Origin of the sequence: Thiothrix winogradskyi (assembly GCF_021650935.1) — a bacterium.
GTDB classification, from domain to species: domain Bacteria; phylum Pseudomonadota; class Gammaproteobacteria; order Thiotrichales; family Thiotrichaceae; genus Thiothrix; species Thiothrix winogradskyi.
Map to the genome: position 1 here is coordinate 947148 of NZ_CP091244.1, position 15380 is coordinate 962527.

17 protein-coding genes are annotated in these 15380 nt (G+C 51.1%); 13 read left to right on the top strand and 4 right to left on the bottom strand.

Annotation, left to right across the window (positions count from 1 at the left end):
• Positions 1 to 25: 25 nt before the first annotated feature.
• Positions 26 to 994 (top strand): glutathione synthase, encoded by a 969-nt coding sequence (gene gshB, locus L2Y54_RS04885; RefSeq protein ID WP_236500415.1) that lies wholly within the window; start codon positions 26 to 28, stop codon positions 992 to 994.
• Here the strand turns inward: gshB and L2Y54_RS04890 are convergent.
• Positions 991 to 1233, bottom strand: a complete 243-nt coding sequence (locus L2Y54_RS04890) for an HP1242/YdcH family protein (RefSeq protein ID WP_236500418.1) — start codon at positions 1231 to 1233, stop codon at positions 991 to 993. The two genes, gshB and L2Y54_RS04890, sit on opposite strands and share 4 nt — an antisense overlap.
• 127 nt (positions 1234 to 1360) lie before the next feature.
• Between L2Y54_RS04890 and L2Y54_RS04895 the strand changes: the two genes are divergently transcribed.
• The 3 genes from L2Y54_RS04895 (at position 1361) to L2Y54_RS04905 (ending at position 3612) form a co-directional block, all read left to right on the top strand.
• On the top strand, positions 1361 to 1780 hold the full coding sequence (locus tag L2Y54_RS04895) for an OsmC family protein (RefSeq protein ID WP_236500420.1): 420 nt from the start codon (positions 1361 to 1363) through the stop codon (positions 1778 to 1780).
• A 115-nt stretch (positions 1781 to 1895) separates the two neighbouring features.
• On the top strand, positions 1896 to 2714 hold the full coding sequence (gene speD, locus L2Y54_RS04900) for an adenosylmethionine decarboxylase (protein ID WP_236500422.1): 819 nt from the start codon (positions 1896 to 1898) through the stop codon (positions 2712 to 2714).
• Positions 2715 to 3012: 298 nt separating this feature from the next.
• Positions 3013 to 3612, top strand: coding sequence for a C40 family peptidase (locus L2Y54_RS04905; RefSeq protein WP_236500425.1), 600 nt, complete (start codon positions 3013 to 3015; stop codon positions 3610 to 3612).
• 54 nt (positions 3613 to 3666) lie between these two features.
• On the opposite strand, the gene L2Y54_RS04910 is transcribed toward L2Y54_RS04905, so the two are convergent.
• The gene (locus L2Y54_RS04910; protein ID WP_236500427.1) at positions 3667 to 4842 is read right to left on the bottom strand and encodes a DUF3530 family protein; all 1176 of its coding nucleotides are present in this window, start codon (positions 4840 to 4842) and stop codon (positions 3667 to 3669) included.
• A gap of 141 nt (positions 4843 to 4983) precedes the next feature.
• Between L2Y54_RS04910 and L2Y54_RS04915 the strand changes: the two genes are divergently transcribed.
• The 3 genes from L2Y54_RS04915 (at position 4984) to L2Y54_RS04925 (ending at position 7452) form a co-directional block, all read left to right on the top strand.
• The gene (locus L2Y54_RS04915) at positions 4984 to 5403 is read left to right on the top strand and encodes a rubrerythrin family protein (protein ID WP_236500429.1); all 420 of its coding nucleotides are present in this window, start codon (positions 4984 to 4986) and stop codon (positions 5401 to 5403) included.
• A 59-nt stretch (positions 5404 to 5462) separates the two neighbouring features.
• Positions 5463 to 6806: a (Fe-S)-binding protein gene (locus L2Y54_RS04920; protein WP_236500432.1), complete on the top strand. Its 1344-nt coding sequence runs from the start codon at positions 5463 to 5465 to the stop codon at positions 6804 to 6806.
• Positions 6807 to 6867: 61 nt separating this feature from the next.
• Positions 6868 to 7452, top strand: a complete 585-nt coding sequence (locus tag L2Y54_RS04925) for a DUF3501 family protein (protein ID WP_236500434.1) — start codon at positions 6868 to 6870, stop codon at positions 7450 to 7452.
• Between the two features lie 3 nt (positions 7453 to 7455).
• Here the strand turns inward: L2Y54_RS04925 and L2Y54_RS04930 are convergent, their stop codons facing one another.
• Positions 7456 to 9774, bottom strand: coding sequence for a response regulator (locus L2Y54_RS04930; RefSeq protein ID WP_236500437.1), 2319 nt, complete (start codon positions 9772 to 9774; stop codon positions 7456 to 7458).
• Positions 9774 to 10742 (bottom strand): octaprenyl diphosphate synthase, encoded by a 969-nt coding sequence (gene ispB, locus L2Y54_RS04935; protein WP_236500439.1) that lies wholly within the window; start codon positions 10740 to 10742, stop codon positions 9774 to 9776. The genes L2Y54_RS04930 and ispB overlap by 1 nt, the downstream gene beginning before the upstream one ends.
• A gap of 167 nt (positions 10743 to 10909) precedes the next feature.
• Between ispB and rplU the strand changes: the two genes are divergently transcribed.
• The 6 genes from rplU to proB all read left to right on the top strand — a co-directional run bounded on the left by rplU (position 10910) and on the right by proB (position 15376).
• Complete coding sequence (gene rplU, locus L2Y54_RS04940; RefSeq protein WP_236500440.1) at positions 10910 to 11224, top strand: 50S ribosomal protein L21; 315 nt, start codon at positions 10910 to 10912, stop codon at positions 11222 to 11224.
• A 12-nt stretch (positions 11225 to 11236) separates the two neighbouring features.
• Positions 11237 to 11509 (top strand): 50S ribosomal protein L27, encoded by a 273-nt coding sequence (gene rpmA, locus L2Y54_RS04945; RefSeq protein ID WP_236500443.1) that lies wholly within the window; start codon positions 11237 to 11239, stop codon positions 11507 to 11509.
• A gap of 71 nt (positions 11510 to 11580) precedes the next feature.
• On the top strand, positions 11581 to 12510 hold the full coding sequence (locus tag L2Y54_RS04950; protein ID WP_236500447.1) for a Dam family site-specific DNA-(adenine-N6)-methyltransferase: 930 nt from the start codon (positions 11581 to 11583) through the stop codon (positions 12508 to 12510).
• Entirely contained in the window at positions 12503 to 13234 is a 732-nt protein-coding gene (locus L2Y54_RS04955; RefSeq protein ID WP_236500449.1) for an HNH endonuclease, read from the top strand. Before L2Y54_RS04950 ends, L2Y54_RS04955 begins: the two co-directional genes overlap by 8 nt.
• Positions 13235 to 13239: 5 nt before the next feature.
• Positions 13240 to 14265 (top strand): Obg family GTPase CgtA, encoded by a 1026-nt coding sequence (gene cgtA / locus L2Y54_RS04960; RefSeq protein ID WP_236500458.1) that lies wholly within the window; start codon positions 13240 to 13242, stop codon positions 14263 to 14265.
• Positions 14266 to 14269: 4 nt separating this feature from the next.
• On the top strand, positions 14270 to 15376 hold the full coding sequence (gene proB, locus L2Y54_RS04965) for a glutamate 5-kinase (RefSeq protein ID WP_414718441.1): 1107 nt from the start codon (positions 14270 to 14272) through the stop codon (positions 15374 to 15376).
• The last annotated feature ends 4 nt before the right edge of the window (positions 15377 to 15380 follow it).

Here is a 15380-nt window from a genome sequence, read left to right on the forward strand (position 1 = left end):
GCCTTTATTTGTCGGGAGTTCACGCATGAGCACCGTTCCTGCCTACGCTATCGGTATTGTTATGGATCCGATCAGCAGCATTAACATTAAAAAAGACAGTACCTTTGCCATGATGCTGGAAGCCCAGCGCCGTGGCTGTTCCTTATTCCATATTTTGCAAGGCGACTTGTTTATGGATGATGGCGTGGTGTTTGCCAAGATGAATCCGGTGACGGTTAAAGACGATCCCAGCGCTTGGTTTACGTTCGGTGAAGCGCTGGTTAGGCCGCTGCATGAATTGCCAGTGGTGTTAATGCGCAAAGATCCGCCGTTTGATATGGAATACATTTACAGCACGTATTTGCTGGAATTGGTGCAAAAACACGGCACGCTGGTGGTGAATCGCCCGGAGAGTATCCGCAGTGCCAATGAAAAATTATTTGCGGCGTGGTTTCCTGAATATTGTCCGCCGACCCGTGTGACCCGTGATATGGCACGTATCCGCGAATTTCTGGCGCAACAGCAACACATTGTGGTGAAACCGTTGGATGGCATGGGCGGTTCGATGATTTTCCAGATTAAACAGGGCGACCCGAACCGCAATGTGATTCTGGAGGCGATTACCGCACACGGCACACGCACGGTGATGGCACAGCGCTTTTTGCCGGAATATAAACAGGGCGATAAGCGCATTTTGCTGATCGACGGTGAGCCGTTCCCTCATGCATTGGCTAGGATTCCGGCGGAAGGTGAGGGGCGGGCGAATTTGGCGGCAGGCGGTAAGGGTGTTGGTGTGGATCTGACGGAGCGTGAATTCGCCATCTGTGCAGGCATTGCACCGGTATTGCGGGAAATGGGTTTGCTATTCGTGGGACTGGATGTGATCGGGGATTATGTGACCGAGATTAATGTCACTAGCCCGACGTGTATTCGTGAATTGGATGCTATTTATGCTGCTAATATTGCCAGCCTGCTATGGGATGCGGTTGAGCGCAGGCTGGCAGACCACGCTTAGGCCGTTTGCTTCAACATGCCATACAGGTCGTCTTTTAGGTGTAGGCGGCGCAATTTGAGGCTTTCCACAAAATCGTCAGCATGGACTTCGATTTCTTGCTCAATGCGATGAAGCTGTGAGTCCACTTCATGGTATTCGTCAAACAGGCGGGCAAAGTGCCGATCATTCATTTTCAGGTGATGAATCTGCTCTTTATATTCGGGAAATTCGGTGGCGAGATCGTGAGATTCTCCAAACATTCGTTACGCTCCTTTATTCATTAAAAATTGGCATTCCAGACTATCATAATACCGGGATGGGGCGTGTGAGTTAAGTCAAATTCTGGACTATGCTAGAATCTGCTTTTACACATAACAGGAGCCTAGCGTGAAAGCCAGAGTCAAATGGTTGGATAATATGAGTTTTGTCGGTGAGTCTGGCAGTGGACATTCCGTGGTGATGGATGGTGCGCCCGAATTTGGGGGGCGTAACCTTGGAATGCGCCCGATGGAAATGCTGTTGCTGGGTTTGGGCGGTTGTTCGTCTTTCGATGTGGTGCTGATCCTGCAAAAATCCAAACAGCAAGTGCTGGATTGTGAAGTGCAGATCGAAGCCGAGCGGGCAGACAAAGATCCCAAGGTTTTTACCCGTATCCACTTGCATTTTGTGGTTAGCGGACGCAACCTCGCTACCGATAAAGTCGAGCGGGCTGTTAAGTTATCTGCCGAAAAATATTGCTCCGCTTCGATTATGTTGGGCAAAACCGCTGAGATTACCCACGATTTTGAGTTGCACGAAGCGCCGTGAAGCATTTATTTCACTTGCACGCGGGGGCATAGTTTTGCATAGTTCACTCCCGTACCGGTTGTCGGTCAACCGGTTGATTTTTTTATGCTACGCCTGACAAAGAGGATGATCAGAATTGGTTGAGCGTCATCAAAAGCAGATTCGCCTGCACGGGTTTAACAACCTGACAAAAACCTTAAGTTTTAATATTTACGACATCTGCTACGCAAGGAGTCCGGCTCACCGTGAAGAATACCTCGCGTACATTGATGAAGAATACAATGCCGACCGTTTGACCAACATTCTCACCAATGTGGCAGACATTATTGGCGCTAATATTCTGAACGTGGCGCGTCAGGATTACGATCCCCAAGGCGCGAGCGTTACTATTCTGGTATCGGAAGAACCTATCCTGTCAGAAGAAAAAATCCATGCATCAGCGTCAGCACGTCCTGGTCCTTACCCGGAAGATGTGGTGGCACATCTGGATAAAAGCCATCTGACAGTGCATACCTACCCTGAAAGTCACCCTGATAACGGCATCAGTACTTTCCGTGCCGACATTGATGTTTCCACGTGTGGGCGTATCTCGCCATTGAAAGCATTGAATTACTTAATACATAGTTTGGAATCCGATATTGTCATTATGGACTATCGAGTGCGTGGTTTTACCCGTGATGTGAAAGGTAAAAAGCACTTCATCGACCATAAGATCAATTCCATCCAAAATTTCTTGTCACCCGAAACAAAACGTAATTACTCCATGCTGGACGTTAACGTTTACCAAGAGAATATCTTTCACACCAAGATGATGCTGAAGGAGTTTGAATTGGATAACTACTTGTTTGGTCTAGGTAAAAATGATTATTTTGAAAAAGACATCAAGCAGATTGAAATGCAATTACGCAAGGAAATGAAGGAAATTTTTTACGGCAGAAACACCGGCAGTTTGTGATGGCTATCACAGCGATTACTGCGAAGGTGTGTTAGTGCTAACCCATCATTTGCTTGAATTTTAATTGATTTTTATTATCATTTAATGCCAATATGTTGTAATTCAACAACATATTGGCAGGTTCCAAACAATTGAAACATTCAATGGTATATCTGAGCTAATATTGACCACGATGGTTGTTTCCGGTGTATAGACTCTGCTAACGTTCGTTCTGTGATGTTTTATAGTGTGTAAAAGCATCACAAACAAAAATTATTGTTCTATACGAAAGAACGCAAAAAAGGTTATACAAGAGATTATGAGTAGTGTTAGTGTGAAGCCGTTAGCCCTATTGAGTGTAGGGATGATGGCATTGTTACTGGCTGGCTGTAATTCTGAAACTGTTAAAACTGCGGATGCAGAACAAGCCAAGGTGTATACCGCGCAGTTTGCCCATTCTAAGAATACTTCAAATACTTCGGCAACTGTGACGAAAATACCTGTTCAAGCCTCACGTGATACCACCCTGTTGGATCGTGTGGTGTGGAACGCTGAAAAGCAAAAAGGCAAAATGTATCGCTTCGGCGGTGAAAGCCCTAAAACGGGTTTTGATTGTAGTGGTTTGACGCAATTCGCTTTTGAGCAAGGCGCTGGTATTTCCCTGCCACGTACCGCTGCGGAGCAATACGCATCATCAGTCAAAGTCCCTAAGCATGAAGCCAGCAAAGGCGACTTGGTTTTCTTCAAAACCAGTGGCAAGCGCATCAGTCATGTTGGTATTTACTTGGGTGATGAGAAGTTTGTCCATGCCCCGCGTACTGGCAAAGCCATCACCACCGATAAGCTTGTGGGCTATTGGGGCGATCGGTTGATTGGTTTCGGACGTGTTCCGGGCGCTTGTAAGCCTGCTTACTCCTAAATTGTCCCTCTCAAAAAGGTCGCCCTTAGTGCGACCTTTTTTATTTTCGGAGTATCACGGTAAGCTGTTTAACCAGTTAGCGACTACTGCTGTGAGCGCGTCGCCCCTGTCTTTGTAATAATGATCGGCATCGGGTAGCACCATTTGTTTGGAATGCGTATTGCCTGCTTTCTGCATGAGTGCCTGACGTTCCGGTGCAAGGCTGAGTACTTGCGGAAAGTCTTTCTCGCCATACACATCCAGTACGGGTACGGTTAATTTATCCAGCGGAAAGGGGTGCAGCAGTTCCTGTTGGTAATCGGTTGCTCCCATCCCCAGCCCCACATAAGCGGCAATATCCTTTCCGCCAGTTGTCTCTACCCAGTTCATGGCCATGTGTGCGCCGCAACTGTGGGCCGCTAACACGATGTTGGTAATGCCTTGTTGTTTCAGCAACGCTATACCCGCGTTGATGCGTTTGTCCGCATTGGCAAATAACGGGACGTAATCGTAGTATTTGGCTTCTTTTTCCAGCACTGGCATTTGCAAGGATAGGGTTGTCCAGCCTTTTGCCACCAAACCTACCCGTAAAGGATGCACGACATCTTCCCAATCTGCGTGGTAGCCGCGCCCATGCAAAATAATAACAGCCCCTCGTGGTTGTTCCGCTGCCATGAGGATGCCCATGAAATTCTGAGTGCCGTCATTCAGACTAATCACCTCGCCATCCATAATCGTATCGCTGATTTCGCTCGCAAGGCGTTGCTCACGGGCGTAATCAGGCGTGGCGTTAGCATCTGGTGCCGGTTTGTTCGCGCTGGGGGCGGGTGGCGCTACATCATTTTTTTTTTCTTCCAAGGGATTTTGCTCGGAAGGTGCAGGAATGGGCGCTGTTGGTGCGGCCGGCATCGGCGGTGCTGCCGGGGGCGGTGCTATAGCTGCCGGTGCGGGTTCAACCATTGGCGCAGGTGTCACCGCAGGCGCTGGAGGTGTACTGGTTAATGCGGTATCCGCAGTGGGGGTGACGGCTGGCATGGTTACGGGCATGGCTACATCCGCAGGCGCAGGCGCAGGGGCAGGCGCAGGGGCAGGCGCAGGCGCAGGGGCAGGCGCAGGCGCAGGGGCAGGCGCAGGGGCAGGCGTGTTGGCTGCCTCTTGAGCTGGGTCGGTAAGATTCACGGGGGGGCGCATGACCATTAAGGTCAATACCACAACGGAGGCAAGCGTATAAACGGCTGCGGCAACTTTCATGTTCCTCATCTCCTCGACGGGTCAACGTTTGGTTAAATCGAATGAAACATTCACAATATACGATTGGAAGTCGGCGATACTTTCACTTAGAGTATAATGCTCCAAGAAGTTTAATCAACCATACAACCGAGGAGTCCACACATGGAACTGAAGGGTAGTAAGACAGAACAGCATCTTAAAGATGCCTTTGCTGGTGAATCTCAAGCCAACCGCCGTTACCTCTATTTCGCAGCCAAAGCCGACGTTGAAGGCTACAACGACGTTGCTACCGTATTCCGCTCCACTGCGGAAGGTGAAACCGGTCACGCGCACGGTCACTTGGAATACTTGGAAGCCTCTGGCGACCCAGCAACTGGTCTGCCAATCGGCCCTACTGCTGCCAACCTGAAAGCCTCTATCGCGGGCGAAACCCACGAGTACACTGACATGTACCCTGGGATGGCAAAAGACGCACGCGCCGAAGGTTTCGACGAAATCGCCGACTGGTTCGAGACACTGGCAAAAGCGGAGCGTTCACACGCTAACCGTTTCCAGAAAGCACTGGATAATCTGGACGCTTAATGTCTTGGTGGGGGCGAATGATCATTCGCCCCTACACCCCCCAACGGAGAACAACAAACATGGCAACCCCGATCCGCGAAGGCAGCCTGCAAGCCCCCACCCGTCACGCGCTAGACTGGAAAAACCCCGAATTTTATAACGAAGATGCCGTCCTGCACGAAATGGAGCGCGTCTTTGATCTCTGTCACGGTTGCCGCCGCTGCGTCAGCCTGTGCAATTCCTTCCCCACGCTGTTTGATCTTGTGGACAATTCCAAGACGATGGAAGTGGATGGCGTTGATAAAAAAGATTATTGGCAGGTCGTCGATCATTGCTATTTGTGCGACCTGTGTTACATGACCAAATGCCCGTACATTCCGCCGCATGAGTGGAATATCGACTTCCCGCACCTGATGTTGCGTGCCAAAGCGGTGAAGTTTAAGAAGGGTGAAACCAAATTCCGCGATAAAGTGCTGAGTTCTACCGATATGGTCGGCAAGCTGGCGGGAATTCCGGTGGTCGCGGGTGTGGTCAATAAAATGAATCAAAGCCCCGCATTCCGTCAACAACTCGACAAAGTGTTGGGTGTGCATCCGCAGGCGAAAATACCGTCTTACCACAGCGACAAAGGGCGTGACCGTGTGGCGCGTTACAAAACCTTGGATGAATCCAAGGCGATTGCTGCGGGGCGTACCACGGGCAAGGTGGCGATTTTCGCGACGTGCTACGGCAACTATAACGAGCCGCATATCGTCGATGATTTGCGTAAGGTATTTGAAATCAATGGTATTCCGGTGACGTTGCTGGATAAAGAACAATGCTGTGGGATGCCAAAGCTGGAACTTGGTGATCTGGAATCAGTAGCGGCGGCGAAAGAAGCCAATATTCCAGCAATGATGAAACTCATCAATGAAGGCTGGGATATTGTCGGCCCCGTACCGTCGTGCGTGCTGATGTTCAAGCAGGAATTGCCGCTAATGTTCCCCGATGATGCTGATGTGCAAACGGTGAAAGGGCGTATTTTCGACCCATTCGAGTACCTGATGCTGCGCCACAAGGAAGGCAAGTTGAACACCAACTTCAAAAAGTCTTTGGGCAAGGTCAGCTACCACACGTCTTGCCATTTGCGCGTGCAGAACATCGGTTACAAAACCCGCGAATTGCTGGAACTCGTGCCGGATACCAAGCTGGAATTGCTGGAACGTTGTTCCGGGCATGACGGTACATATGCGGTGAAAAGCGAATTCCACGACATTTCGATAAAAATTTGCCGTCCGCTGTTCGGTAAGGTCAATCAGGCTAAGCCGGATTATTACGGCAGTGATTGCCCGATGGCAGGGCATCAAATCGAGAGTGGGTTGGATGAGGGTATGCCTCCACCAACACATCCGCTGACCATGTTACGCATTGCCTACGGCATTTAACCCCCCCATCCCCAGCCCTTCCCCCGCAAGGGGTGAAGGGAGGAAGATAACCGGAGACGTGATGATGGAAAAGTTGACCCGTGCAGACTTGCTGAGTCTGGAACAGTATTCAATCGAACGCAAAGCCTTCCGCGAGAAGGTGATGGCGCACAAAGCTGATCGCAAAATACACATCGGCCCGAATGCGACGCTGTATTTTGAAGATCGCTTAACCATGCAATACCAGATTCAGGAAATGCTGCGGATTGAGAAGATTTTCGAGTCCGCTGGCATTAATGAGGAACTGGAATCGTATAACCCGTTGATTCCCGATGGCTCGAACTGGAAAGCGACGTTCATGGTCGAGTTTTCCGATGTGGAAGAGCGCAAAGTGCAACTGGGTCGGCTGATCGGAATCGAGCGGCATACCTGGGTGCAGGTGGCGGGTTTCGATAAGGTTTACGCGATTGCCAATGAAGATTTGGAACGCGAAACCGAGGAGAAAACCTCGGCAGTGCATTTTACGCGCTTTGAATTGACCCCGGTGATGGTGGCTTCGGTGCAGGAAGGTGCGGCGATTCAGATGGGGATTGAGCACCCGAATTATGCGTATAGCGTGACCTTGGGTGAAGCCTCGCGTGCGTCGTTGGCGGCTGATTTGGGTTAAGCCCTAACCAGCATCCTCACGGTTAATCACCTTGAGGATGATTTGACACAAACGTTGCCAGTCCGACGGTTTGTGTAAAAAGCCATTCATCCCCGCTGCAAGGCATTGTTGCTTAACTTCAGCACTCGTGTGCGCAGTCAAAGCGATGACGGGAATGTTGGGGGTGGGGGAATGTTGGCGTATCCATTGCAACACGTCAAAGCCGCTGATGTCGGGCAGGTTAATATCCAGTAATACCACATCAAACGGGTGCTGTTGCAAGTACAACAACGCGCTTTGCCCATCTGCGGCGACTTCCACCTTGCCACCTTGTGCGCTTAATAGTTCATAACCCAGCAAACGGTTCATAAATTCGTCATCGACCAATAAAATGCGGATGCCCTGCGGTAGTTGGCACAGGGGTTGATGCGCTGCTGAGGCTTCGGTATGGGCGATGTAAAACGGCAATGTGAAGAAAAAATGGCTGCCTTGACCCACGGTACTTTCAACCGCTAATTTTCCGCCCAAACAGGTAACGAGGCGGCTGCTAATTGCCAGCCCTAAGCCGATACCGTCCTGTGAAAGGTTGGAGGTTGGCTTTGCTTGGGTAAATTCATCAAAAATCGTCGATAATTTTTCAGCAGCAATGCCAATCCCCGTATCACGTACCGAAAAAGACAGGCGCAATTGTCGTGGTTCTGCTGTTGCATGGCATTGTACTGTACACGTGACCGAGCCTTCGACGGTATAACGCAGCGCATTTTGCAATAAATTGGTCAGGATTTGCGTTAAGCGTAAGCGGTCGCCCAGTAACGTTTCCGGGATGGCATCATGCCCGATAAATGCCAACGACAAGCCTTTTTTCTGCGCCTGATTATTGGTTAAATCATGTACTTGGCGCATGACAATGCTCAGTTGAAAGGGTTCTTGCTGTAGCTCTAAGCTATTGCTTTCAATTTTGGCGATGTCTAACACATTGCCCATTAAGCGTGACATGTGTTGGGAGGTTTGTTCCAGTTGCGTGACGTATTCCTCTTGCTTGGGGGTGAGCGTGGTGAGGCGTAACAGCGTGCCTAAGCTGGTGATGGCGTTGAGTGGCGTGCGTAATTCATGGTTAATGGTTGCCAGAAAGCTGCTTTTGGCTTGATTCGCTGCGGCGGTGCGCTGCATGGTTTCTCGCAATAACCTGACTTTTTCCATTTGGATAACGGATAGCAACAGCAAAAAAATCAGGTGTCCCAGTGGCATGGCAGTGACGTAAAACGCTTGCACATCCCAGTGTGTCACATTGAAAGTCAGTACCAACCCACTGGGTGCGACCAAAAACAGCACGAGGAAAAAAATACCAAAGAAGTAACGCGCAATACGGTTGCCGGTGCGCAAGGCGGCGATACTGGTGCTGAACATTGCCAGCGTGGCAATAAGTGCCATGCTATTGGCAATCAGTGTGCCGCGCGGAATCCAGCCAGTGACCACGATCAGCGGCAAACACGTCAAGATAATTCCGCTTAACAGCCAGTGATGGAGTGGTGTGTGTTGTTTGGTTTGCAGCAATTGTTGCGTGAATAGGCAAGCGGATATGTTGGCAAGGTACAGGGGTGTGATGAAAAAATGCGAGCCAGTATCGTGCAGAAATTTAATGCCCTCAAATACCGGATTGGAAAGGTGTGCAACTGTCGCCATGGCGAGAATATGCGCCACCAGTGACAAGTAGCTAGGCTCACGCAACGCGAAAAACAAGAACAGATTATAAGCCGCCAACGCCAACATCGCCCCGTAAATAGCAGCGTAGAGGCGATAGTTTTGTTTGCTGCGTTCCAGCATCGCATCCGCTGTGACCAATTCCACCGGCAAGCGAAACGCGGAATCGCCATTGGTTGCCCGCACGTAGATTTGCAAAGGCATGGCGTGGGGGAGTGCCAGTGACCAAGCAGGGCGGCGGTAGTCGGTCACGGGGGCGGCGTACTGTGCGGTTACGTCTTGCCCCTCGGACAGCAGATAGAAGTCGTATTCATCCTCTAGGAATGCGTCGGACAAGGCATACCATTTTAAACTGGATTGGTTGATCAGATTAAAACGTACCCAATACGCCGAGCGGCTTCTGCCGAAGCTGGGGGCACTCTGGACGGTGTGTGCAATAAACTGTGCGTCAAACGCCGCAGATGCAACCTGTTGCAGGCTTAATTGCCGTGACGGGTCTTCCAAAACTGCCATAAAAGGTGCGGAGGAAACTGTGTCTTGGCTATCCGTGAGGATTAATGTTGAGGTGTCAGCCGCTGTCACTTGGCTGAGTAAAAACAGCAGTAAACTCACCAGCCAAGACAATGGCGTCGTGTGTTTCATCAATGGCTACGATTAATCGCAAACCACGCTAGTGATTCCAATGCTTGCCGATAGTCGCTATCTGGCAGGCATTGCAGGCTGGCAATCGCACTTTCCGTTTCACCCTTGGCACGTTCTAACGTGTAATCAATCGCCTTAGTGTCGGTAATGGCTCGCATAATGGCATCAATTTGATCCAGCCCGCCTTGCTCGATAGCACTGCGGAGGATGGCAGCCGTCGCCGCATCGCTGCGTTGTATCGCAATAATCAGCGGCAGTGTGGGCTTGCCTTCGGCTAAATCATCACCGACGTTTTTGCCCATTTCCTCGGCATCCGCAGTGTAATCCAGCACGTCATCGACCAATTGGAATGCTGTGCCTAAGTGCATTCCGTATTTTGCCATCGCCTCTTCGTGTTCCGCACTCAAGCCCGTCAGGACTGCGCCCAACTGACACGCCGCTTCAAACAATTTCGCGGTTTTGGAATGAATCACTTCCATGTAACGTGCTTCGGAGGTGTCGGGATCGTGGCAGTTAAGCAATTGCAACACTTCGCCTTCCGCAATCACGTTGGTGGTGGTGGATAAAATTTCCATCACCCGCATACTGCCCACATCCACCATCATTTCAAACGAGCGTGAATACAGGAAATCGCCGACCAACACAGCGGCTTGATTGCCCCACACATTGTTGGCGGTTTCCTTGCCACGACGCATGTCGGATTCGTCTACCACATCGTCATGCAGTAACGTGGCGGTGTGGATAAATTCCACAATCGCGGCAATATCCACATGCCGTTCCCCCTGATAACCACAGGCGCGAGCGACCAGCAACGCCAGCAGCGGGCGCAAGCGCTTGCCCCCACTTCCGATAATGTAGTGGCTGAGTTGGTTGATAAGCACGACATCAGAATGCAGGCGACGCTGAATGAGAGCATTGACTGCCTGCATGTCGGTATCGGCAAGTTGGCGAATTGTATTGAAATCCATGAGTATGCAGGCTGCGGTAAAGCCCCGAATGCTAGGAATACCCCCCCGCTATGTCAAGCGATACGCGCAACTCCTTGAAATATTTTATTTCGCGTTTGACCTGAAGGGGTACAAGCAGTATAATCCTGCGGCTCTTTAACAGGACATTTTTTGGAGAATCGACAATCATGTATGCGGTCATCGTAACGGGCGGTAAACAGTACCGCGTCGCTCAGGGCGACAGCATCTTCGTTGAAAAACTGGATGTAGTAGAAGGCGCAGACATTGATTTCGATAATGTCCTGATGGTCGGGGAAGGTGACACCGTGCAAATCGGCGCACCTTACGTTGCAGGCGCGAAAGTAACTGCAAACGTTGTGGCCCAGACTCGCGGCGTCAAAGTGCGGATCATGAAATTCCGCCGCCGTAAGCACCATCAGAAATGTACTGGTCATCGCCAGTACCTGACACAAATCGAAATCACTGGCATTTCAGCAGCGTAAGGGGAGACAGCAATGGCACATAAGAAAGCAGGCGGTAGTACCCGCAACGGTCGCGATTCAGAATCGAAACGACTTGGCGTTAAGCGCTTTGGTGGTCAATTCGTTCTGGCTGGTAACATTCTGGTTCGCCAGCGTGGCACACGCTTCCACGCTGGTGACAACGTAGGTATCGGCAAAGACCATACCTTGTTCGCCAAGGCAGACGGCGTAGTGGTTTTCAAGCAAAAAGGCACTGAAAACCGCAAGTTTGTAAGCATTCAGCCCGTTGAAGGCTGTTCCGCTTAAAAACTTCCGTCTTCGGACGATTTGCGTAAAAGCCCCGCCTGTCGGGGCTTTTCGCGTGTTATGATCAGGTCATGAAAAGTATCCCGCACCCCATTCAATATCAAGGCAGTAAGCGCAATTTAGCAGCCGCGATTCTTGGTTATTTTCCCAAGGATGTGGATCGCTTAATTGAGCCATTTGCGGGTTCGGCAGCGATCAGTATTGCGGCGGCGGCACGTCAATTGGCGGCGCGTTACGCGATTAATGATGTCAACAAACCGTTAGTAGAATTGCTGCGATTGATGGTAGAGCAACCAACAGAAACGGCTGATTATTACGAGCAGATTTGGAATGGGCAGCTCACAGAGGATAGTCCGAGCCATTATTATCAGATGCGAGATGCCTTTAACCGCAGCCAAGACCCTCGTCTTTTCCTGTATTTGTTAGCGCGTTGTGTCAAAGGTGCGGTGCGTTACAATGCTGATGGGATGTTCAATCAAAGTCCAGATAAGCGTCGTAAAGGCACTCGCCCCGCGACTATGCGTAACAATATTTTCGGGGTGTCAGCGTTGTTGCAAGGTAAGAGTGCCTTTTCAGCACTGGATTACCGTGATGTGCTGAGAACGGTTACGACCGATGATCTCGTGTACATGGATCCGCCTTATCAGGGCGTTTGCGGTGAACACGATTCGCGCTACTTGTCCGGTATTGACCACCATGAGTTTGTATTGGCACTGGAAGAATTGAATGAACGGGGCATCGCTTATGTCGTTAGTTATGATGGACGCAGGGGTGATAAGGCATTCGGCGAGTTGCTGCCTAGTTATCTGGAGTTGTCGCGTATTGAATTGTTAGCAGGGCGTTCTAGCCAATCGACCTTGCTGGGACGCACTGAGATGACGTATGAATCGTTGTATTTGTCACCTGTTTTAGTGCAGAAGCGGACATTGCCTGCTTTACGGAGTCATGCTATTCCCATACAGCCACACTATGTGCCTGAGGCTAATGCGCTCTATGCCTGAAGTGTCAGCCGCATTATTGGAGTTGTGCCGCGCCGTAACAGCCAAACGTCCTAAAACGGTGATTGATCATATTTTGGCGCATGGCTTTATCACGACCGAAGCGTTGAAAGATGTTTACGGCTACAACCATCCGCCCCGAGCTGTGCGGGATGTACGTGAAAATGGCATTCCATTGGAAACGTTTCGGGTAACGGGTTCGGATGGGCGTAAGATTGCGGCTTATCGCTTTGGTGAATTGAGCGGGTTAACGGTCAGAAAGTTATCAGGGCGCACGGGTCTGTCCAAGCGCCTCAAAGAGGCTCTGATTGCCAAGTACGGTTGCCAGTGTTTCATCTATTTGGAAGTGATGGATGAACGTGAGTTGCAGATTGATCATCGCGTTCCCTATGAGGTGGGTGGTGACGGTGAAGAAGGGCAGGAGTTAAATCCTGACGATTTTATGTTGCTGTCTGCCTCCGCAAATCGCGCAAAATCATGGTCGTGTGAGCATTGTGATAATTGGAATGGCAGTAAAGATAAGCATGTTTGCCTGACCTGTTACTGGGCGTTCCCAGAAAATTATACCCATGTGGCAATGCGCCACAGTCGTCGTATTGACCTTGTTTGGCAAGGGGATGAAGTGGCAGTTTATGAAAAACTGAAAGCAGCCGCTTCTGAGCTTGGTAAAGAAGTCCCTGAGTTTGTTAAAGAAGTGCTTGAGCGGGAAGCCAAGTTACTGGGATAGGATTTATGCAGTTTGTTGATGAAGTAGTAATCCGCGTGAAAGCGGGTGATGGTGGCAATGGTTGCGTGAGCTTCCGCCGCGAAAAGTACATCGAGTTCGGTGGCCCCAACGGTGGCGATGGTGGCGATGGTGGCGATGTGTATCTGGTTGCCGAGCGCAATTTGAATACGCTGATTGATTTCCGTCACCAGCGTTATTACGAAGCACAACGCGGTGAAAACGGCGCGGGCAACAATATGACCGGCAGGCGCGGCGATGATCAAGAGATCAGCGTTCCCGTCGGCACAGTCGCTTACGACGAAGAAACCGGCGAGATGATCGGCGATTTGATCGAACCCGGTCAGCGCTTGCTGGTGGCAAAAGGCGGTTGGCATGGCTTGGGTAACTTGCGTTACAAAAGCTCAATCAACCGTGCGCCGCGTCAATCGAAGCCGGGTACGGTGGGTGAATTGCGCGTGTTGCGCATGGAGCTGAAGTTGCTGGCGGATGTGGGTTTGTTGGGTTTGCCGAATGCGGGCAAATCGACGTTGATTAGCGCGGTGTCGTCGGCGCGTCCGAAAGTGGCGGATTACCCGTTCACGACCTTGTACCCGAATTTGGGCGTGGTCAGCGTCGGCGTGACGCAAAGTTTCGTGATGGCGGATATTCCCGGTTTGATCGAGGGGGCTGCGGAAGGCGCGGGTCTTGGTATTCAATTCCTGCGGCATTTATCACGTACCAGTTTATTGCTGCATGTGGTGGACGTGGCACCGATGGCGGAGGAAAATGAGCCAGTGCGTGCGGTGCGCACCATCGAAGGCGAGTTGGAGCAATACAGCGAAGAGCTGGCGAATTACCCGCGTTGGTTGGTGTTGAATAAGATCGACTTGTTACCACCAGAAGAACGCGCTGCCCGTTGTCAGGAAATTGTGGATGCACTCGGTTGGACAGGGCGTGTTTTCCAAATTTCCGCCGCCACCAGTGCAGGCACGCAAGACCTGTGTTTCCACATTATGCAGTATTTGGACGAACATGCAGACCACTCGAACTGAATTTATGCCCAAGACCCAGCGTTGGGTCGTCAAGATTGGCAGTGCCTTGCTGACTCGCGATGGCGAAGGCTTAGACCGCGAAGCCTTGGCAGATTGGGCGGGGCAAATGGCTCGCCTGCATCAGTCTGGTGTGGAAATCGTGTTGGTATCTTCTGGCGCTGTCGCTGAAGGCATGAGCCGCATGGGGTGGAAAACCAAGCCCAAAGCCTTGTTTGAAAAGCAGGCGGCGGCAGCGATTGGGCAAATGAGCTTGATTCATGCTTACGAGATGGTGTTCCAGCAACACGGTTTCCACGCCGCGCAAGTGTTGCTCACACATGATGACCTCGCCAATCGCCGCCGTTACCTCAATGCGCGTAGCACCCTGACCACCTTGATTGACCTCAAGGTAATTCCGGTGATCAATGAGAATGACACGGTGGCGTTTGAGGAAATTCGTCTCGGTGACAACGATACGCTGGGCGCGATGGTCGCGAATCTGGTGGAGGCGGATGTGCTGGTGATTCTCACCGACCAGTCCGGCTTATTTGACAAAGACCCGCGTAAGTTTGCGGATGCGCAGATGATTGTTGAGGGGCGGGCGAATAACCCCGATTACGTGGAATTTGCCGGTGGGGCTGGCACGTTGATTGGCAGCGGCGGAATGCGTACCAAGGTCATTGCTGCGCAACGGGCAGCGCGTTCGGGCTGTGCGACGGTGATTGCTTCCGGGCGTGAACCGCTGGTGTTGGAGCGGTTACGCACGGGTGAATTGTTAGGCACGCTGTTATTGCCGGATGCGGCACCGATTGCGGCACGTAAACAGTGGATTGCGGGGCAATTGGCGGCAAAAGGCACGTTGTGGCTCGACGCTGGGGCGGCAGAAGCGATTCTTAAGACTGGAAAAAGCTTGCTACCCGTGGGGGTGACGAGGGTGGAAGGCGTGTTTGACCGGGGTGAGGTGGTGAGTTGCGTCACCGATGATGGGCGCTTGATTGCCAAGGGATTGGTGAATTATTCGAGTGAAGAAGCGAACCGGATTAAACGTCAGCCGAGCAAATCCATTGAGCAAGTACTAGGCTATGTGGACGCGCTGGAGCTGATCCACCGTGACAATTTGGTCTTGTTATAGTGAA